At 71.3% G+C, this 18,202-nt stretch carries 20 protein-coding genes; 8 read left to right on the top strand and 12 right to left on the bottom strand.

Going from position 1 to position 18,202, the window contains the following annotated elements; genetic code table 11:
• Nucleotides 1-62 precede the first annotated feature (62 nt).
• Nucleotides 63-830 carry an SDR family NAD(P)-dependent oxidoreductase gene (locus DFR72_RS32625; protein WP_090070421.1) on the top strand — a complete coding sequence of 256 codons (768 nt, stop codon included), beginning with the start codon at nt 63-65 and terminating at the stop codon, nt 828-830.
• A 56-nt stretch (nt 831-886) separates the two neighbouring features.
• Here the strand turns inward: DFR72_RS32625 and DFR72_RS32620 are convergent, their stop codons facing one another.
• From DFR72_RS32620 to DFR72_RS32610, 3 genes are read right to left on the bottom strand one after another with little or no spacing between them, the layout of a single operon-like run.
• A complete protein-coding gene (locus DFR72_RS32620) occupies nt 887-2,167 on the bottom strand; it encodes a dihydrolipoamide acetyltransferase family protein (protein ID WP_090070423.1) in 1,281 nt (426 codons plus the stop codon).
• A complete protein-coding gene (locus tag DFR72_RS32615; RefSeq protein WP_090070425.1) occupies nt 2,164-3,162 on the bottom strand; it encodes an alpha-ketoacid dehydrogenase subunit beta in 999 nt (332 codons plus the stop codon). The genes DFR72_RS32620 and DFR72_RS32615 overlap by 4 nt, the downstream gene beginning before the upstream one ends.
• Nucleotides 3,159-4,238 carry a thiamine pyrophosphate-dependent dehydrogenase E1 component subunit alpha gene (locus tag DFR72_RS32610; protein ID WP_090070427.1) on the bottom strand — a complete coding sequence of 360 codons (1,080 nt, stop codon included), beginning with the start codon at nt 4,236-4,238 and terminating at the stop codon, nt 3,159-3,161. Before DFR72_RS32610 ends, DFR72_RS32615 begins: the two co-directional genes overlap by 4 nt.
• Before the next feature lie 161 nt (nt 4,239-4,399).
• Here DFR72_RS32610 and DFR72_RS32605 point away from each other — a divergent pair, with 161 nt between their 5' ends.
• Both DFR72_RS32605 and DFR72_RS32600 read left to right on the top strand, forming a co-directional pair.
• Nucleotides 4,400-4,837 carry an Lrp/AsnC family transcriptional regulator gene (locus tag DFR72_RS32605; protein WP_090070429.1) on the top strand — a complete coding sequence of 146 codons (438 nt, stop codon included), beginning with the start codon at nt 4,400-4,402 and terminating at the stop codon, nt 4,835-4,837.
• Between the two features lie 88 nt (nt 4,838-4,925).
• Complete coding sequence (locus tag DFR72_RS32600; RefSeq protein WP_090070541.1) at nt 4,926-5,843, top strand: NADP-dependent oxidoreductase; 918 nt, start codon at nt 4,926-4,928, stop codon at nt 5,841-5,843.
• Between the two features lie 6 nt (nt 5,844-5,849).
• On the opposite strand, the gene DFR72_RS32595 is transcribed toward DFR72_RS32600, so the two are convergent.
• The 5 genes from DFR72_RS32595 to DFR72_RS32575 are packed head-to-tail and all read right to left on the bottom strand — an operon-like array spanning nt 5,850 to nt 9,241.
• Nucleotides 5,850-6,239, bottom strand: coding sequence for a MerR family transcriptional regulator (locus DFR72_RS32595; protein ID WP_342768696.1), 390 nt, complete (start codon nt 6,237-6,239; stop codon nt 5,850-5,852).
• A 10-nt stretch (nt 6,240-6,249) separates the two neighbouring features.
• Nucleotides 6,250-7,116, bottom strand: coding sequence for an ATP-binding cassette domain-containing protein (locus DFR72_RS32590; protein ID WP_090070432.1), 867 nt, complete (start codon nt 7,114-7,116; stop codon nt 6,250-6,252).
• Nucleotides 7,113-7,511 (bottom strand): GntR family transcriptional regulator, encoded by a 399-nt coding sequence (locus DFR72_RS32585; RefSeq protein WP_211335626.1) that lies wholly within the window; start codon nt 7,509-7,511, stop codon nt 7,113-7,115. The genes DFR72_RS32590 and DFR72_RS32585 overlap by 4 nt, the downstream gene beginning before the upstream one ends.
• Nucleotides 7,512-7,556: 45 nt before the next feature.
• The gene (locus DFR72_RS32580; protein ID WP_090070436.1) at nt 7,557-8,549 is read right to left on the bottom strand and encodes an ABC transporter permease subunit; all 993 of its coding nucleotides are present in this window, start codon (nt 8,547-8,549) and stop codon (nt 7,557-7,559) included.
• The gene (locus tag DFR72_RS32575) at nt 8,546-9,241 is read right to left on the bottom strand and encodes an ABC transporter ATP-binding protein (protein ID WP_245983709.1); all 696 of its coding nucleotides are present in this window, start codon (nt 9,239-9,241) and stop codon (nt 8,546-8,548) included. Before DFR72_RS32575 ends, DFR72_RS32580 begins: the two co-directional genes overlap by 4 nt.
• Before the next feature lie 250 nt (nt 9,242-9,491).
• Between DFR72_RS32575 and DFR72_RS32570 the strand changes: the two genes are divergently transcribed.
• The 3 genes from DFR72_RS32570 to DFR72_RS32560 are packed head-to-tail and all read left to right on the top strand — an operon-like array spanning nt 9,492 to nt 12,560.
• Complete coding sequence (locus DFR72_RS32570; protein ID WP_170176514.1) at nt 9,492-10,625, top strand: acyltransferase family protein; 1,134 nt, start codon at nt 9,492-9,494, stop codon at nt 10,623-10,625.
• 19 nt (nt 10,626-10,644) lie between these two features.
• A complete protein-coding gene (locus DFR72_RS32565) occupies nt 10,645-11,934 on the top strand; it encodes a sensor histidine kinase (RefSeq protein WP_342768695.1) in 1,290 nt (429 codons plus the stop codon).
• Nucleotides 11,931-12,560 (top strand): response regulator, encoded by a 630-nt coding sequence (locus DFR72_RS32560; protein ID WP_090070442.1) that lies wholly within the window; start codon nt 11,931-11,933, stop codon nt 12,558-12,560. The genes DFR72_RS32565 and DFR72_RS32560 overlap by 4 nt, the downstream gene beginning before the upstream one ends.
• A gap of 15 nt (nt 12,561-12,575) precedes the next feature.
• Here DFR72_RS32560 and DFR72_RS32555 read toward each other — a convergent pair whose 3' ends face one another.
• Together DFR72_RS32555 and DFR72_RS32550 are read right to left on the bottom strand one after the other, a co-directional pair.
• Complete coding sequence (locus DFR72_RS32555) at nt 12,576-13,607, bottom strand: flavin-containing monooxygenase (protein ID WP_090070444.1); 1,032 nt, start codon at nt 13,605-13,607, stop codon at nt 12,576-12,578.
• Nucleotides 13,608-13,662: 55 nt separating this feature from the next.
• Entirely contained in the window at nt 13,663-14,499 is an 837-nt protein-coding gene (locus DFR72_RS32550) for a helix-turn-helix domain-containing GNAT family N-acetyltransferase (protein WP_090070446.1), read from the bottom strand.
• 99 nt (nt 14,500-14,598) lie between these two features.
• Between DFR72_RS32550 and DFR72_RS32545 the strand changes: the two genes are divergently transcribed.
• The gene (locus tag DFR72_RS32545) at nt 14,599-15,930 is read left to right on the top strand and encodes an FAD-dependent oxidoreductase (protein WP_090070448.1); all 1,332 of its coding nucleotides are present in this window, start codon (nt 14,599-14,601) and stop codon (nt 15,928-15,930) included.
• Nucleotides 15,920-17,107 (top strand): MFS transporter, encoded by a 1,188-nt coding sequence (locus DFR72_RS32540; protein WP_090070450.1) that lies wholly within the window; start codon nt 15,920-15,922, stop codon nt 17,105-17,107. The genes DFR72_RS32545 and DFR72_RS32540 overlap by 11 nt, the downstream gene beginning before the upstream one ends.
• Here the strand turns inward: DFR72_RS32540 and DFR72_RS32535 are convergent.
• Nucleotides 17,104-17,505, bottom strand: a complete 402-nt coding sequence (locus DFR72_RS32535) for an arsenate-mycothiol transferase ArsC (RefSeq protein ID WP_090070452.1) — start codon at nt 17,503-17,505, stop codon at nt 17,104-17,106. The genes DFR72_RS32540 and DFR72_RS32535 overlap by 4 nt on opposite strands.
• Nucleotides 17,506-17,534: 29 nt before the next feature.
• A complete protein-coding gene (locus DFR72_RS32530) occupies nt 17,535-18,176 on the bottom strand; it encodes an arsenate reductase/protein-tyrosine-phosphatase family protein (RefSeq protein WP_090070454.1) in 642 nt (213 codons plus the stop codon).
• Between the last annotated feature and the right edge of the window lie 26 nt (nt 18,177-18,202).

Below are 18,202 nucleotides of genomic sequence, written 5' to 3'. Positions count from 1 at the left end.
GCCGCCCAGCCTGGTACAGCCTGTGCCTGCCTACGCCGCCGAACACGGCCGACGGTGGTGCCATGACGAACACCAGTGGACTTCTCGCCGGCAAGACCGTGCTGATCACCGGCGCCAGCAGGGGAATCGGCGAGGCCGCGGCCCGCCTCTTCGCCCACGAAGGCGCCTCCGTGGTGCTGGCCGCCCGCAGCACCGGCACGCTGACCCGCATCGTCGCCGAGATCCGAGCCGACGGTGGCACCGCGGACGCCATCACGCTGGACCTCGCCGACCGCCACGGCATCCGCACCGCGATCGACCAGGTCGGGCAACTGCACGGACGCCTCGACGGCGCCTTCAACAACGCCGCGGTTGTCCAGCAACCCGGCCCGCTCGACACGACCAGCGACGACGAGATCGACGAACAGTTCGAGGTGAACTTCCGCGCCCACTGGACCGCCATGACCGCCGAGGCCGCCCTCATGCGCCGGCACGGCGGCGGTGCCATCGTGAACACCTCCAGCATCGGCAGCCGCCGCGCCAACCCCGTCCTGCCCGCCTACGGCGCCATGAAGCGCGCACTCAACAGCCTCACCGAGACCGCGGCCGTGACGTGGGCCAAGGACGGCATCAGGGTCAACGGCATCACCCCCGGCGGCACCGCCACGGCGATGATCGACCAGTGGGAGGCCGCGACCCCCGGCGTCAAGGCGCACATCACCGCCACCAGCCCGGTGGGACGCATGGCCGAGCCCCGCGAGGTCGCCGAGGTGGCGGCGTGGCTGTTGAGCGACCGGGCTTCGATGGTGAGCGGTGCGCTCGTGCCGGTGGACGGCGGAGCGGGAGCCTGACGGGAACTCCAGTCCTGCAGGGAAGGCGGACGGTGATCACCGTCCGCCTTCCGCCGCTACAGGTCCGCCATCGCCGACACAGGAGCTTCGACGCAGTCGGCGACGAACCGCAGGAAGCCACCCGCGGTGCCGCCGTCGCACACGCGGTGGTCGAACACGAGCGACAGCTGCACGATGTGCCGCGCCACGATGTCCCCGCCGACCACCCAGGGCCGGGGCAGGATCCGGCCCATGCCGAGGATGGCGACCTCGGGATGGTTGATGATCGCGGCACTGCCGTCGACCCCGAGCACGCCGTAGTTGTTCAGCGTGAACGACCCAGAGCTCAGCTCGGCCGCGGTGGCGGTGCCCTCGCGTGCGGCGGCGGTGAGCCTGCGGATCTCGGTGTCGAGGCCGCGCATGCTCAGGCGGTGCGCGTCCTTGATCGCCGGGACCACGAGGCCGCGCTCGGTCTGTGCCGCGAGGCCCAGGTTGACGCCGTCGAGGTGCGTGATCTCGCCGCGCTCGGTGTCGACCCGGGAGTTCAGCTCCGGGAAGCGGGCGAGGCCCGCCACGACGAAGCGGGCGACCATGGCCAGGATTCCTGGTGCCGCACCGGACTCCTTCAGTTCGGCGCGGAGTTCCAGCAGTGCGGTCGCGTCGACGTCCACCCAGGTCGTCGCTTCCGGGATCTCGGTGCGGCTGCGGGTCAAGGTCGTGGCGACCGCCTTGCGCATGCCCGTCAACGGCACGCGGGTGCGGATCGGCAAGCCCGTGCGCTGGTCCACGTCGCTCGCGACCACCGCCGGTGCGGCGAAGGCGGCTTCGACGTCGCGGCGCGTGATCAGGCCGTCCGGGCCGGTGCCCGTCAGCGACTGGAGGTCTACGCCGTTGTCGCGGGCGAGGCGGCGCACTATCGGCGACTGCACGGCGGGGCGTTCCCCGTTGCGCGCCGGCGGCCTCACGGAGGAGCGTTCCTCGATCCGCGCCGACGGCCTCGCGGCGGAGCGGGGAACCGCTTTCCGCCGGCGGCGGGACGTGGTCGCCTCGGAGGTTCCGTAGCCGATCAGGACGTTGCCGGAACCGGCGCGCTCCTCCTCGGCGTAGGTCTCCAGCCGTGCGGCGTCGACCGAGATCAGCGGGGAGCCCACCTGGAGGGTGGCGCCTTCCTCCCCGTGCAGGCGTGCCACCACACCGCCGAACGGTGAGGGCACCTCGACCATCGCCTTGGCCGTCTCGACCTCGGCGACGGGTTCGTCCACGGCGACCGCGTCACCGGTCTTGACCAGCCACCGGACCAGCACCGCCTCGGTCAGTCCCTCGCCGAGGTCGGGCAGGTCGAACACCTGGGAGCTCATGCGACGTCCTCCCACTGCAGCGTGTCGACGGCGTCCAGGACCCGGTCCACGCCGGGCAGGAAGTGGTGTTCCAGCTTCGGCGGGGGATAGGGGACGTCGAACCCGGTGACCCGGCGGACCGGCGCCTCCAGGTGGTGGAAGCACTGTTCTCCCACCCGTGCCGCGATCTCGGACGCCACCGAGGCGAAACCGGGTGCCTCGGCGACCACCACGGCCCGGCCGGTCCGGCGGACCTCGGCGCACACGGTCTCGTCGTCGAACGGGACGATGGACCGCAGGTCGACCACGCCCAGGTCCCGGCCCTCGGTCGCGGCCTGCGCGGCGGCGGCCAGCGCGACCGGCACCGACGGCCCGTAGGCGATCAGCGTGGCGTCCTTGCCGGGACGACGGACCACCGCGCGCCCGATCGGCGGGACGGCGGCCGACACGTCGACCTCCTCCTTCGAGAAGTAGTGCTTCTTGGGTTCGAGGAAGATCACCGGGTCGGGGCTGGCGATCGCCGCGCGCAGCAGACCGTAGGCGTCGGCGTTGGTGGCCGGCGCGACGACGGTCAGGCCGGGCGTGTGCGCGTAGTAGGCCTCGGACGAGTCGCAGTGGTGCTCCACACCGCCGATCCCGCCGGCGTAGGGGATGCGGATGACGATGGGCAGCCGCACCTTGCCGCGCGTGCGGTTGCCCATCTTCGCGACGTGGCTGACGATCTGCTCGAAGGCCGGGTACGCGAAGGCGTCGAACTGCATCTCGACGACCGGGCGCATGCCGTTCATGGCCATTCCCACCGCCATGCCGACGATTCCCGACTCGGCCAGCGGGGTGTCGAACACCCGGTTCTCGCCGAAGTCGCGGTGCAGTCCGTCGGTCACCCGGAACACCCCGCCCAGCTGGGCCACGTCCTCGCCGAACACCACGACGGAGTCGTCCTCGGCGATGGCGTCGCGCAGCGCGGTGTTGATCGCCTGCGCCATGGTCATCTTCGGGGTCGTCGCGGAGCTCATCGGGCCTCCTCGAAGTCGAGCTCGGCCCGCAGAGCCGCGCGCTGTCCGGCGAGCTGCGGCGTGGGGGTGGCGTAGAGGTGGGCGAACAGTTCCCCGGGGTCGGCCGCCGACTCGGCGCCGACGCCGGTCCGGACCGCTGCCGCCATCGCCTCGGCGGCGGCGGTGATCTCCTGCTCCCGTTCGTCGTCGAGCGCGCCGACGGCGGTCAGGTAGGTCCGCACCCGCAGGAGCGGGTCACGCGGAAGCCAGTCCGCGACCTCGTCGTCGGTGCGGTAGCGGCTGGCGTCGTCGGCGTTGGTGTGGGACTCGATGCGATAGGTGTCGGCCTCGACCAACGTCGGCCCCTCACCCGCACGTGCCCGCGCGACGGCCTCGCCGAGCACCTTCTCGAGGGCCGGCAGGTCGTTGCCGTCGACGCGCACGCCGGGCATGCCGTACCCGATCGCCTTGACCGCGAGCGACGGCGCGACGGACTGGCGGGCGAGCGGCACCGAGATCGCGTACTTGTTGTTCTGCACGAAGAAGACCACCGGGGCGCGGAAGACGGCGGCGAAGTTGCAGGCCTCGTGGAAGTCGCCCTCGCTGGTCGCGCCGTCCCCGCACAGCGCCATCACCACCGTGTCCTCGCCCTTGAGACGCGCCGCGTGACCGACGCCGACCGCGTGCGGCAGCTGGGTCGCCAGCGGCGTCGCCTGTGGCGCGACCTTGTGCCGCACCGGGTCGTAGCCGCAGTGCCAGTCCCCGCGCAGCAGGGTGAGCACCTCGACCGGATTCACCCCGCGTGCGGCGATCGCGGCGGTGTCGCGGTAGGTCGGGAACAACCAGTCGCCGTCCGAGAGCACCGACGCGCACGCGACCTGGCAGGCCTCCTGACCGCGTGAGGACGGGTACACGGCCAACCGTCCCTGACGGACCAGCGCCCCGCATTGTTCGTTCAGCCTGCGCGCGAACACGAGCCTGCGGTACCCGTCCAGCAGCGCCTCGGCGTCGGGCGCCGACGTGCCCCGGACCAGCCGCCCGGACTCGTCCAGCCACCGGGCCGGGGTGATGGCCGCCTTGAGCTGACCAGCACTCATCCGCACCTCCTGCGAGCAGTTTCAGTTGGTCGGAATGTTGCCTAGAGTTGTGGCCGTTCGGCCACATCCGCGCGCGAGTGCGAGACGAATGGTCAACTGCTCCGATTCAGCAGGTCCAGTTGGCTCGCCAATGTGCGCATTCGACCTGGGAAGCGAGACACGTGGACGCGGAGTTGGACGAGATCGACCGCCGGATCCTGCGTGAACTGGAGGCGGACGGCCGGTTGTCCGGGCGGGCCCTGGCCGAACGCGTGACGATCTCGCGCGCGAACGCCTACGCCCGTTTCGAACGCCTGGTGGCCGACGGGGTGATCACCGGTTTCACCGCGCGCGTCGACCCGGTCAAGGTCGGGCTCACCACGTCGGCCTACGTGGCGATGACGGTGCGCCAGAACAACTGGCGCGATCTTCAGACGCAGCTCCGCGCGATCCCCGAGGTGCGGCACATGGCGCTCATGGGCGGCGAGTTCGACGTGATGCTGCTCGTCAGGGCGGAGGGGAACAACGCGTTGCGGCGCGTCGTGCTCGAGCAGCTGCAGACGATCCCCGGCGTCCTGTCGACCAAGACGTTCCTGATCTTCGAGGACGCTGACAACTGAGTCGCCCGTCACATCGGGTGGAAGCTGACGCCGGTGTCAACGAATAGCGTCGAACCGTCCGCAACACACGGTGAAGGAGCTGTTCGTCATGAGCAAGGCGTTGGGGTACAAGGCTTTCGGCGGTGCCGAAGTGCAGGGGTTCTTCGAGCGGCCGACTCCCTCTCCGGGTCCCGCCGAGGTCCTCGTCCGCGTCACGGCCGCGGGAGTCAACCCGCTCGACCACAAGCTGCGGTCCGGGCACGCCGAAGCCCTCAACGGCCACCTGCCCTTCCCCCAGGTCCTGGGAATGGAGGCGGCCGGCACGGTGCTGGAGGTCGGTGCCGGCGTGACCGGCCTGGCCGTCGGCGACCGGGTCACCGGCTTCGCGCTGACCGGCGCGGGCACGTACGCGGAGACGACGCTGCTGCTCGGCGAGTCCACGGCCCGCATCCCCGACGCGCTGCCGGACACCTGGGCGGCGACCATCCCCGTCGCCGGCACCACCGCGCTGGACGTGCTCGACCAGCTCGACCTGCCCGCCGGGGCGTCGCTGCTGGTGAACGGGATCGGCGGTGGCGTCGGCATCGCGCTCGCCCAGCTCGCCCGCGACCGGAACCTGGTCGTGACGGGCACGGCCGGCACGGCGAAGCGGGACCTCGTCACGGCCACAGGTGCGACCTTCGTCGACTACACCGGGGGTGACGTCGCGGGCCGGCTCCGCGCGCACGCCCCGAACGGCTTCGACGCCGTGGTCGACAACGTCGGCGGCGAGTCCCTGCGCGAGGTCGCCCCGCTGGGAGCGCGGCTCATCTCGGTCGGCGACCCGTCGGTGACCGAGCTCGGCGGCGTGCCGGTCCACCGCCGCGTGGACCGGCGAGGCCTCGAACGCGTCGCCGAACTCATGGTCACCGGGCGGCTCGACCCGCACATCACGCGGACCTACTCGCTCGCCCAGGCGCAGGAGGCGCTGGCACTCGTCGAGTCCCAGCACGCCTCGGGCAAGGTCGTCCTCGACCTCAGCCTCTGACCGCGTTCACCCGGCCTCCACCCGGTACCGGGTGTTGATCTCGATCAGCTCGTCGAGGGAGGCCCTGGCCTCGACGAGCCGCGTGATGTCCGCGGTCAGCCGGTCGCGTTCTCCCAGCATCGTGGTGAAAGCGTCCTCGGCGACGGCCTTGTCGTCGGTGTACACGCACGGCAGCAACCGGGCGATCACCTTGCTGTGCAGGCCCGCGTCGAACAACCGGCGGATCATCTCGACCCGCCCGACCTCCGTGGCCGCGTAGTGCCGTTGCCCGCCGGAGGACCGCGTGCTGTGCACCAGGCCCTGCTGCTCGTAGTAGCGCAGGGACCGGGGGCTGACTCCCGTTCGCCGGGCGAGTTCGCCGATCTTCATCGTCGTGGCGGGAAAGGTCGTGGTCACCTCGCCCACCCTAACCGCGTTCGGCGGAGGACCGCCGTTCGCGCGAAGCCCGCAGGTACCCCATGACCAGGGACTCCAGGTCGGGCTCGGCACCCGCCCAGCCCTCCGGTGTCGGCCTGGCCTCCCGCAGCAGCAGGGTGGACTGGCGTTCGGTGCGGGTCGCGCTGATCAGCGTTCCCTCCACAGCGGACTCGTCCGCGGGCGGGCCGACCAGGATCCTGTGCTCTGCCAGTACTTCCTCGATGTCGCCGCTGACCTGGACCCGGCCCTCGTCGACCAGCAGGAGGTGGTCGCACACCTCGCGCAGGTCGCTGAGCAGGTGCGAGGACATCACCACGGTGGTTCCGCGGTCGGCGACCTCGGCCATGATGATCCGCAGCGTCTCGTCGCGGGCCAGCGGGTCGAGGTCGGCCAGCGGTTCGTCCAGGAGCAGCAGGCGGGGGAGCCGTCCCAGTGCCAGCGCGATGGCCACCTGGGTCAGGCCTCCCGCGGACAGCGTGCCGACCTTCGCGTCCTGGTCGACACCCGCCTGCAGCGCGAGCACCTCGTGGGCGCGCTCGGCGGACCAGCGGTCGTTCATGGACGCGCAGTAGCGCACCAGCTCGCGCACCTCGAGGTCGCGGTGGAGCGGGCGGTTCTGCGCCAGGAACGAGACGTCCTGGTGGATGCGGCCCCGCACTGGGGTGCCGAACGCCGTCAACTCGCCGGTCGTCGGACGGACGAGGCCCGCGGCCATCCGCAGCAGGGTGCTCTTGCCGGCGCCGTTCGGGCCGACCAGGGCGACGACCTTGCCCTCGGGGATGGTGAAGCCGCAGTCGCGGACCGCCCAGTGGGTGCCGTATCGCTTGCCCAGGGCGGTGGCGGTCAGGGGGTTCATGATCGTTCCTCGGCAGCGTAGTGCTCGTCGCGGACCGCGGCGTACAGGGCGTCGACGTCCTCGACGACGAGGCCGCCCTCCCTGGCCCGGCTCATCCAGCCCGCGAGTTCCTTGCGCAACGGCGCGTCGTCACCGGTGGTGGCCTCGGAGGACAGCGACTTGGTGATGAAGGTGCCCAGGCCGCGGCGGGCCTCCACCAGTCCGTCCCGTTCCAGCTCGCGGTACGCCTTGAGCACGGTGTTGGGGTTGACGGCGGTCGCGTCCACCACCTCCCGTGCTGAGGGCAGCCGGTCGCCGGGGTTCAGCAGTCCCAGCCGCATGGCCTGTTTGACCTGCTGGATGATCTGCACGTAGGTGGAGACCCCGGAGCGCCGGTCGATCCGGAACTCGATCACATCGGTGAGCATAGGTGCTTCCCCGGACCGGAGCCTCCACCGTGCTCAGCTCTGCCGCCGCAGCGCCCAGGCCGTACCCGCGAGCAGCAGGGCCGCGAGCCCGCCGTAGACCGCCGCGTCGGCCAGGTGCACCTGCCAGGCCTGGCTCTCCGGGATGAAGACCGCGTACCGCTTCGCGAGACCGGACTGCGGCAGGCACGCCAGGAACCCCTCCTGCGTGTTCGGTGTCCCGCCCGGCGTCGTCTTGCAGGCCTGGTTCAGGGCCAGGACCTCGTCCTCGGGCACCGGTCGTCCGGCCGCGTCGAGCCAGCCGTCCTCGATCACCAGGTTTCTGTTCGGGTCCACGTCCAGGCTCGTGCCGGCCGTGACCTCCTTGCGCTGTGCGGGAACCAGGCCGTTCACCAAGCCGGACAGGGCGAAGCGCACGACGATGAACGCGCCGAGCGCCGCGGTCATCGCCACCAGGGTGCGGCGGGACACCACACCCAGGAAGGTGCCGAGCATGAACGCGAACAGCGTGTAACCCACGGGCGAGACGTGCTCGATGCCGAAGTTCACCGCGTTGAACGGACCGTTCATCCACGGCCCCAGCGTGCCGGCCGCGGACAGCCACCCCGAGACCAGGTGCTGCAGCACGACCACCACGACCAGCGCGGGCACCAGCGCGATCACCAGCTTGCTGAACATCCACCGGGTGCGGCTCGCGGACTGGGTGAACGCCAGCACGTGGGTGCCCTGCTCCAGTTCCTTGGCGAACAGGGGTGCCCCGATGAAGACGCCGATCAGGGCCGGCAGGCCGGTGATCGTGAACTGTCCCAGCAGGAACGGGTTGCCCCACGCCTCCCGGAAGGCCTTCTGCGCCCCGTCCGGCGCGGAACACTCCTCGAGGGACTGCGTCACGCACTGGGTGAGCTGCGACGAGGAGATGTCGTCGAGCATGGCCGACCACAGCAGGGCGATGACACCCGAGCCGACGACCAGCAGGCCCAGCAGGGTGATCAGTTGCAGCCGTTGCAGCCGCCACGAAGCCCAGATCATGCCGCTTCCCCCTGTGCCGCCGCGCGCATGTGGTCGAGGGCCAGCTGACCCAGCGGAACGCCGCCCGAACCGAGCCGGTCGACGTCGCCGGCCAGCAGGATCCGTCCTTTGTGGAGCAGGACGAGGTGGTCGCACACGCCTTCGAGCTCCGCCAGCACGTGCGAGGACAACAGCACGGTGATGCCCTGGGCCCTGGCTTCGGTGATCAGCGCGCGCAGCACGGTCTCGCGGGCCAGCGGGTCCAGGTCGGCCAGCGGCTCGTCGAGCAGCAGCAGCCTCGGCCGCTTGCCCAGGGCCAGTGCCAGCGCCACCCGAGTGCGTTGCCCGCCGGACAGGGTGCCGATCTTCGCGTTCACCGGCACGGCCGCCTGCCCGATCAGGTGCTCGGCGTAGCCCTGGTCCCAGGTCGGGTTGGTGCGGGCCCCGTAGGTCAGCGTCTCGGCGACGGTCAGCTGCGGGTAGAGCGGCTTCTGCTGGGCCAGGTAGGACACCGCCGGGTGCAGCCCCTTGCCGGTCGGGCGGTCACCGAAGACGGTGAGGTCCCCGGTCGTCGGCCGCAGCAACCCGGTGATCAGCCCCATCAGCGTGCTCTTGCCCGCGCCGTTCGGGCCGACGAGGGCCACGACCCGGTTCGCCGGGATGACCAGGGACGTCTCCCGCAGAGCCCACCCCCTGCGGTACTTCTTGCCCACGCCTTCGGCGATGACCGGAAGCGTCCGGTCGGGCTGCGTTCGCGAGTTGATGGCCGTGTCCCCTTCGTCGTCGGTGGCGCCAAGGTAACACCTTTCACTAGTGAAGTAGTGGTTTGGTGATCACGGCCTCGTGCGAGCAACCTGGCGCAGGGGTCCTCCGATCGGAGGATGGCGGGGGTCTACCGCGTCCGCGGTGATCCACGCCCGCGTGGTCGATCCGGCGCGCTCCCGCGGGCGGCAGGCTTTCGCTGTGGAAGCACAACCTGACGTCATCAGCACCTTGCGCCCGGTGCGCATCTCCTACATCGACAACCTCCGCGTCTTCCTGACCTTCCTCGTGGTCGTGCACCACTCCGCGGTTCCCTACAGCAATCTCGACGTCTGGCCGAAGTGGCAGCACACCGCCCCGTCTTCCGCGGCGGAGCCGTTGGACCTGTTGCTGGTGGTCAACCAGACGTTCTTCATGGGGTTCTTCTTCTTGCTGTCCGGGTACTTCGCGCCCGGAGCGGTCGACCGAAGAGGGCCGCGCAGGTTCGCGGCCGAACGTCTGAAGCGGCTCGGGATCCCGTTCCTCGCGTTCGTCGTGCTGCTGCGCCCGTTCTTCGTCCTGCCGGACTACGTCAACCTCCCGGCCGAGACCCGGCCGTCCTTCGCGGTCCACTACTTCACCACCTGGGAGGTCGGGCCCGCCTGGTTCCTCGAAGTGCTGCTGATCTTCTCGCTCGCGTACGCACTGCTGCGGCACCTGCGCACGACCGCGGAACCGTTGCGGTCACGACCTTTGCGGCGGCGGGACGTGCTCGGCTTCGTGCTCGTCCTCAGCGTGGTCACCTACGCCTGGCGGATCTTCGTCCCCCACGGCACCGACGAGCCGGTGCTCGGACTGCCCAGCCCCGCCTACATGCCGCAGTACGTGCTGCTCTTCGCCGTCGGTGTCGCGGCGTACCGCCACCGCTGGCTCGCGACGCCGTCGCGGAGATCAGGCTGGTTCGGCGTGCTCCTGGTGGTCGTGTCGTTCGTGCCGCTGGCCCTGGGCGGCTACCGGGGTTTCGGGGCGTCCGGTGCCCTGGCCGGTCACGACCCCGCCCACCTGGCTCTGGCCGTGGCGGAGTCGCTGTTCGCGGTCGGCGTCGTCCTGGTCCTGCTCCGCGTCTTCGAACGCTTCGTCGCCGGTGCGTCGCGGTTCAGCCGCTACCTCGCCGACAACGCCTTCGCCGTCTACCTCGTGCACGCGCCGGTCATCGTCGGAGCTGAGGCGTTGCTGCTCCAACTCGACGCGGCACCCGTGCCGAAGTTCCTGCTGACCCTGGTCATCGCCGCGATCGGAAGCTGGGCGATCTCGGGCGCTCTGCGCCGCGTGCCCGCCGTACGGGCAACGGTGTGACTCGGCCGGGCGTGCGATCATGCAGGTCGTGGGCGTCGAGGCCGAGTTGCGCGAGGAGTTCGACCGCTGGGAGCGCCGGGAGACCGCGGTTCTGAAGGCACTCCCGTACCCGCTGCTGGCGGTCAGCGTCGTGCTCACCCTCCTGCAGTCGCTCTGGGACGCCCCGGTGCACCTCCCGGCGGTGCTCGGGCTCTCGGTCGTGCTCATCGCGTGGGTCATGTGGTTCCACACGTTCCACCCGGAGTTGCACGGCAACGGCCCGCTCATGGGCCTGTACTACACGGGGCTCGTGGCCTTGACCGGCTGCCTGGTGCTGCTCACGCCCTGGTTCGGCTTCTTCGCCTTCATCGGCTACGCGCACGCCTTCCAGTACCTGAAGGGCCAGTGGCGCTACGTCGGTGTGGTCGTCACGTCCGCGGTCTCGTCGGTCTCCTACGTGGGAGGGTCGGGCAACATCACGGCCGACGAGTGGTGGAAGTGGCCCGCCGTCAGCGTGCTCACCGCGGTGATCGCCACGGCGGCCTTCTACGCCGACGTGATGTCCGACCGGCGCAACCACGGGCAGAAGCGAGCGCTGGCCGAGCTGCACAAGGCCAACGCCGAGCTGGAGACCGCACTGGCGGAGAACGCGCGCCTGCACTCCGAACTGCTGGTGCGGGCCCGCGAGGCCGGTGTGCTCGACGAGCGGCAGCGGATGGCGCGGGAGATCCACGACACCCTCGCCCAGGGCCTGGCCGGCATCCTCACCCAGCTCCAGGCGGCCGAGCAGGCGCCGGGCGAACCGGCGGTGTCGCGCCGGCACGTGGCGAACGCGATGGACCTGGCCCGCGAGAGTCTCACCGAGGCCCGCCGGACGATGCGCGCGGTGGGACCGTCCGCACTGGTGGAGTCCCTCCTCCCGGACGCGATCGGCGACGTGGCCAAGCGCTGGTCGGAGGTGCACCGCGTGGAGGCCGTGCTGACCACGACCGGCGACGCCCGCCCGATGCACACCGACGTCGAGGTGGCGCTGCTGCGCACCGCGCAGGAGGCTCTCGCCAACGTCGCGAAGCACGCACGAGCCGGTCGGGTCGCCCTGACCCTGTCGTACATGGAGGACCTGGTGACGCTCGACGTGCTGGACGACGGAGTGGGTTTCCTGCCCGGGACCAAGCGCGCTGGCGGCTCCGCGGACGGGGGCTTCGGGCTCGCCGGCATGCGGCAGCGGGTGCAACGCCTCGCGGGGCGGCTGGACGTCGAGTCCGAGCCCGGCGGCGGCACCGCGATCACGGTGACGGTGCCGGCGATCCCCGCCGGGAGCACGAGTTGATCTCACTGCTGATCGTCGACGACCACCCGGTGGTGCGGGACGGCCTGCGGGGCATGTTCGGTGCCGATCCGCGCTTCGAGGTGGTCGGCGAGGCCGGTGACGGCGCCGAGGCCGTCGCGGTCGCGGAGCGCCTCCGTCCTGACGTGATCCTCATGGACCTGCGGATGCCGGGGACCGACGGGGTCGCCGCCATCAGGGAACTGGCGAAGCGCGGGGTGCCGTCACGGGTGCTGGTGCTCACCACGTACGACACGGACAGCCACGTGCTGCCGGCCATCCAGGCGGGCGCCACCGGCTACCTGCTCAAGGAGACGCCGAGGGAGGAGCTCGTCCGAGCGGTGGAGGCCGCGGCACGCGGGGAAGCGGTGCTCTCCCCGGCTGTGGCGACCCGGCTCGTGGGGCAGGTGCGCACACCGGCCCCGGCGCCGCTGTCGGCGCGGGAACGGGAAGTGCTGGAGCTGATCGCCCAGGGCTCGACGAACCGCGAGGCGGCGAAACGGCTCTACATCAGCGAAACGACGGTCAAGACGCACCTGCTGCACGTCTACGCGAAGCTCGGCGTCAACGACCGGGCAGCCGCCGTGGCCGCCGCTTTCTCCCGCGGCTACCTCACGCCTCAGGACTGACGGCGGCTACGGGCGTCAGCTGTTCTCCGTGCGTCTGAGCAGGCGGCGCACCACGTGGGCGGCGTCGCGGCCGACGCCGCGCAGGGTCGCCGACGAGAGACTGCGTTGCCACTCCAGTCCGACGAAGCCCAGACCGGGGTGCCGGCGGGACACGCCGCGGTCGTGCTCGGTGCCGAGCCCGCGCAGGTACGGCAGGTCGGGGCGGTACCCGGTGGCCAGGACGAGCGCGTCGACGTGGTCGCGCCGCTCGTCCGGCCAGATGACCTTCGAGCCCTCCAGGGCGGTGAACATCGGCCGGCGGTCCGGGCGGTGTCGTTCGAGGGCGGCGCGGTAGACGCCGGTGTCGAGCACCGGGGTGGTGAAGCCGTCGGGCAGCCACGGGCCGATCGGGAGGTGGTCGAGGCCGGTGCGGTCCAGCCAGAAGTGCAGGTCGCGCCCGAAAGGGCGTTGGGCGGAGAACTTCACCGGCTTGCGGGTCGCGAGGGTGACGTGGGCGTGCTCCGCGAGTTCGGCGGCGATCTGGACCGCGGAGTTGCCGGCGCCGACCACGACGACGCGCCGGCCGTGGAACGGTTCGGGGGAGCGGTACCGCGCGGCGTGCAGGACGGTGCCGGGGAAGTCGTCGAGGCCGGGCACGGCAGGCCGGTGCGGGTTGCCGAAGCCGCCGGTGGCGGCGATCACGATCGGTGCGGTGAAGCTGGCGCCGTCCATCGTCGTGACTCGGAAGCCGTTGTCGCGCAACACCTCGGCGACGCGATGGCGGCTGCGGATGTCGACGTTCAAGTGTGCGGCGTAGGCGCGGAGGTAGTCGGCGACTTCGTCACGGTGCGGGTAGCGCTCGGGGTCGCCTGGGAACTTCAGGCCTGGCAAAGCGCTGTACCTGGCTGGTGAGAACAAGGTCAGGCTGTCGTAGTAGTGCGGCCAGGAGCCGGCGGGTTCGTCGCCGGCTTCGAGCACGAGTGGTCGCAAGCCTTGTGCAACCAGGGCATGAGCTGCGGAGAGACCGGACTGGCCGGCGCCGATGACGATGGCGTCGTGGCTGTTCATGGGCACCTCGAAGTAGCCGTCGCCGTGTCCGGCGACGGTGGTGGGTGGTCGGGGTCTAGCCGGCGGCCCGGCGTTCGAGGAAGACGGTGTCGCGCCACACGCCGTGGTGCCGCGCGATGCGTTCGCGGACGCCGAGGGTGCGGAAGCCTGCCGCGTGGTGCAGGGCGAGGCTCGCGCGGTTCTCGGGGAAGATCGAGGTCTGCAACGTCCACAGGCCTGCCGCGTCGGCGGCGGTGACCAGCTTGTGCAGCAGGGTCTTGCCGACGCCCCGGCCGCGGAAGTCCGCTGCGACGTAGACGGAATGCTCGGCCACGCCCGCGTAGCAGTCCCGTGTGGACACTGGCGTGGCGGCCGCCCAGCCCGCCACCGCGCCGTCGGTCTCGGCGATCCAGCGGTGCTCGCGCAGCCACTTGGCGTCGAGCGCTCTGCGTTGGGGCACTTCGGTTTCGAACGTCGCGTCGCCGGTGGCGATGCCCTCGGCGTAGATGCGGCGCACAGCGGCCCAGTCGTCGTCGCGCATCGCACGGACCGTCACGTCGAGCGGCAAGTTCTCCGGGCAGCACGGACGGGGCGCGAGCACGCCCATGACGATGTCGGCCGCGTGCGGCAGGCCGGTGCAGCACGACGGGTTCACGGTGACGTGGGTGGCGGTGCCTTCCTTGTGCATCCGCAGGAAGCCGACCTCGGCCAGCTTGCGCACGTGGTGCGAGCAGGTGGACTGGCTGATGCCGGCCAGCTCCGTCAGCTCGCCGACGGTCATCGACCGGCCCGAGGTCGCCACGGCGTGCAGCAGCCGCACGCGGGTCGGCTCGGCGAGGCAAGCGAACCAGTCCGCGTAGGTCGCGGCGTCCTCGGCGGGCAGCACGGACGGCATGGCCGCTGTCGTCGTCATGGGGTGAAGTATCGACACAGATCGATGGTTGCGTCAATCGATCCCGGTCGATACAGTCCGCGGTGTTGATTCGAAATCCGTCGATACAAGGGGTGCGTCGTGAGTGAGTTGCCAGTCGTCGTGGTCGGTGCCGGGCCTGCGGGGTTGTCCGCGGCGGCGCACCTGGTCGAGCGGGGCGAGCGGGTGCTCGTGCTGGAGGCGGGCGACCGTGCGGGTGCGGCTGTGTCGCAGTGGAACTACGTGCGGTTGTTCTCGCGGTGGAGCGAGCTCGTCGACCCGGCCGCCGAGCGGCTGCTCGTCCCGGCCGGGTGGGTGCGGCCGGACGGCGACGTCTACCCCACCGGCGCGGAGTGGGCCGACCTGTACCTCACCCCGCTGGCCGAGGTCCTCGGTGACGGGGTGCGGTTCGGCGCGAAGGTCGTCGGGGTCGCCCGGCGAGGACGCGACCGCGTCGTGGACGCGGGCCGCGAGGACGAGCCGCTGACCGTGCACGTCCAGACCGCCCACGGCGAGGAGCGGATCGCGGCCCGCGCTGTGATCGACGCCTCCGGCACCTTCGGTTCGCCGAACCCGCTGGGCGGCGACGGCCTGCCCGCGGCGGGGGAGGAGGCAGCGGCGGCGCAGATCAACTACCGCGTGCCCGACCTCGCCGCCGAGCGCACGCGCTACGCGGGCAAGCGGATCGCGGTCGCGGGCAGTGGTCACTCGGCGCTCACCGCGTTGATCGCGCTGGCGGAACTGGCCGAGCGGGAGCCCGGCACGAAGATCGTGTGGCTGCTGCGCCGAGGTGCCGTGGGCAACGTCTTCGGTGGCGGCGAGTCCGACCAGCTGCCCGCGCGCGGCGCTCTCGGTCTGCGGGCGAGGAAGGCGGCCGAGGCCGGGTACGTCGAGACCGTCACCGGGTTCCGCACGGCCGCGGTGGAACGGGGCGGCGACGGCAGGCTCGCCCTGGAGTCGTTCGACGGTCACCGCGTCGAGGGAGTCGACGAAGTCGTGGTGCTGACGGGGTTCCGGCCTGACCTGTCGTGGTTGTCGGAGGTCCGGCTCGACCTCGACCCGGTGCTGCAGGCGCCGTCGAAGCTCGCGCCGTTGATCGACCCGAACGTCCACTCGTGCGGCACCGTCTACCCACATGGTGAAAACGAGCTGCGGCATCCCGAGCCGGGTGTTTACCTGGTGGGCATGAAGAGCTACGGCCGTGCGCCGACGTTCCTGTCGCTGACGGGCTACGAGCAGGCGCGGTCCGTCGTGGCCGCGATCGCCGGTGACCACGAGGCGGCCGGGCGCGTCGAGCTGGTGCTGCCCGAGACCGGGGTCTGCGGCGGTGCCGGCGTGTTCGACGCTCCCGCGGAGCAGAAGAACAGCGGCGGCTGCTGCAGCGCGCCGGAGACGGTCGACGTGACGATCGGACTCGTGCCCAGTGCACGCTGACACGACGGCGCGGCCCGGCATCGACGCCGGGCTGCGCCGCGTGCTGATCGTCCTGTGCACCACCGAGATCATCAGCTGGGGAGTGCTCTACTACGCCTTCCCGGTGCTGCTGCCGACGATCAGCGCCAGCACCGGGTGGTCGCTCGCGGCGATCACGGCCGGGTTCTCCGCCAGCCAGGTCGTCGCGGGCCTGGTGGGAATCCCGGTCGGGAGACTGCTCGACCGGCACGGTCCGCGCGCCATCATGACCACCGGATCGATCGTCGCCGTGCTCGCGCTCGCCGCGCTGGCGACCGCGGACTCGCTGGTGTGGTTCACGGCGGCGTGGCTGCTGGCCGGTGTCGCCATGGCCGGGATCTTCTACGCACCCGCGTTCGCCGCGCTGACCCGCTGGTACGGGCCGCGCCGGGTGTCCGCGCTGACCGCCCTGACGCTGGTCGCCGGACTGGCCAGCACCGTGTTCGCGCCGCTGACCGCTGTGCTGAACGAACGACTCGACTGGCGCGGCACCTACCTGGTTCTCGCCGGATTCCTCGCTGTCACGACGATCCCGCTGCACTTGTGGGGCCTGCGGCTGCCATGGCCGGCGGTGGAGCACGAGACCGCCCACGCGCCGTCGGCGGTGGCGCGCAGCAGGCCGTTCCTGGTGCTCGTGGTCGCGATGAGCCTGGCCGCGTTCAGCGTGTACGCGGTCGTGATCAACCTCGTCCCGCTGCTGACCGAACGCGGCATGACCACCTCGGCCGCCGCGGTCGCACTCGGCCTGGGCGGCGTGGGCCAGGTGCTCGGCCGGCTCGGCTACGCCAGGCTGGCCGCGAGGACCTCGGTACGCACTCGCACGGTGCTGATCCTCCTGGTGAGCGCGGTGGTGACCGCTCTGCTCGGCGTGGTGCCCGGTCCGGCGCTGCTGCTGATCGCGGGCTCGGTGCTCGCCGGTGTCACGCGCGGGATCTTCACGCTCGTCCAGGCGACCGCGATCACGGACCGCTGGGGAGCCGTCCATTATGGACAGCTCAACGGCCTGCTCACCGCGCCCGTCATGCTCACCGCGGCCATCGCGCCGTGGGCGGGCAGCGCGATGGCGGCGTGGCTGGGCGGCTACCCGGCCGTGTTCGTGGTGCTGGGCGTGATCGGGGTGCTGGCGGCCGGGTTGTCGACCGCCAGCGTGCCGCGTTAGCCGAGGAGCTCCGCGACCAGCCCGCGGACGCGGCGGTCGATGTCGTCGCGGATCGGGCGCACGGAGTCGATGCCCTGTCCGGCGGGGTCTTCGAGCTGCCAGTCCAGGTAGCGCTTGCCGGGGAACACCGGGCAGGTGTCGCCGCAGCCCATCGTGATCACCACGTCGGACGCCTCGACGTCCTCCGTCGTGAGCTTCGACGGGACCTCGGCGGTGATGTCGAGTCCCCACTCCGCCAAGGCCGCCGCGGCGGCGGGGTTGACCTTCTCGGCGGGTTCGGAACCGGCCGAGCGCACGCTGATCCGGCCCATGCCGTAGTGCTGCAGCAGTGCCGCGGCCATCTGGGAGCGGCCCGCGTTGTGCACGCAGACGAACAGCACCTCGGGGGTCTTGGACACGGTGGTTCTCCTTGTTCCCAGCGGGATTCTCAGTCGTGGAGCAGTTCGGACAGCAGGCCGCGGACGCGGCGGTCGATGTCGTCGCGGACGTCGCGGACGGTGTTGAGCGAGGCCCCGGCCGGGTCGGCGACGTCCCAGTCGAGGTAGCGCTTGCCGGGGTAGACCGGGCAGGTGTCGCCGCAGCCCATGGTGACCACGACGTCGGCGGCGCGCACGACCTCGTCGGTCAGCGGCTTGGGGAACGCCTCGGTCAGCTCGATGCCGAGCTCGGCCAGCGCGTCGGTGACGGTCTGCGGGATGGTGCCGGTCGGCTTGCTCCCGGCCGAGCGGACGGAGACCTTGCCGAACGCGTGGTGCTCCAGCAGCGCGGCGGCGATCTGCGACCGGCCCGCGTTGTGGACGCAGATGAACAGCACCTGCGGCACGGTGATGGTGGTCAGGCCGTCGGCGCGGCCCTGGTCGGTCAGCCGCTGGCGGGTGAAGCGCGCGGTCAGGACCGGCAGGTAGGTGGTGACACTGGCATTCTCGGCGAGCAGGTCGTAGGTCTCGTCCACGACCTTGGCGACGGTCTCCCGGGAGAACACACCGTGGAAGCGGTCGGAGAGCTCGTCGGTGATCCGGAGCAGCTGGGCGGTGAGCTCGTGCTGGGGGAGTCCGCTGGTGCGGGACATCAGATCTCCTTGGACCGAAGTTCGTC

The organism is Lentzea flaviverrucosa (assembly GCF_003350445.1).
In the GTDB taxonomy this organism is placed as follows: domain Bacteria; phylum Actinomycetota; class Actinomycetes; order Mycobacteriales; family Pseudonocardiaceae; genus Lentzea; species Lentzea californiensis.
Note: the sequence above shows the minus strand (reverse complement) of the source record. Positions and strands in the feature narration are given on the sequence as shown.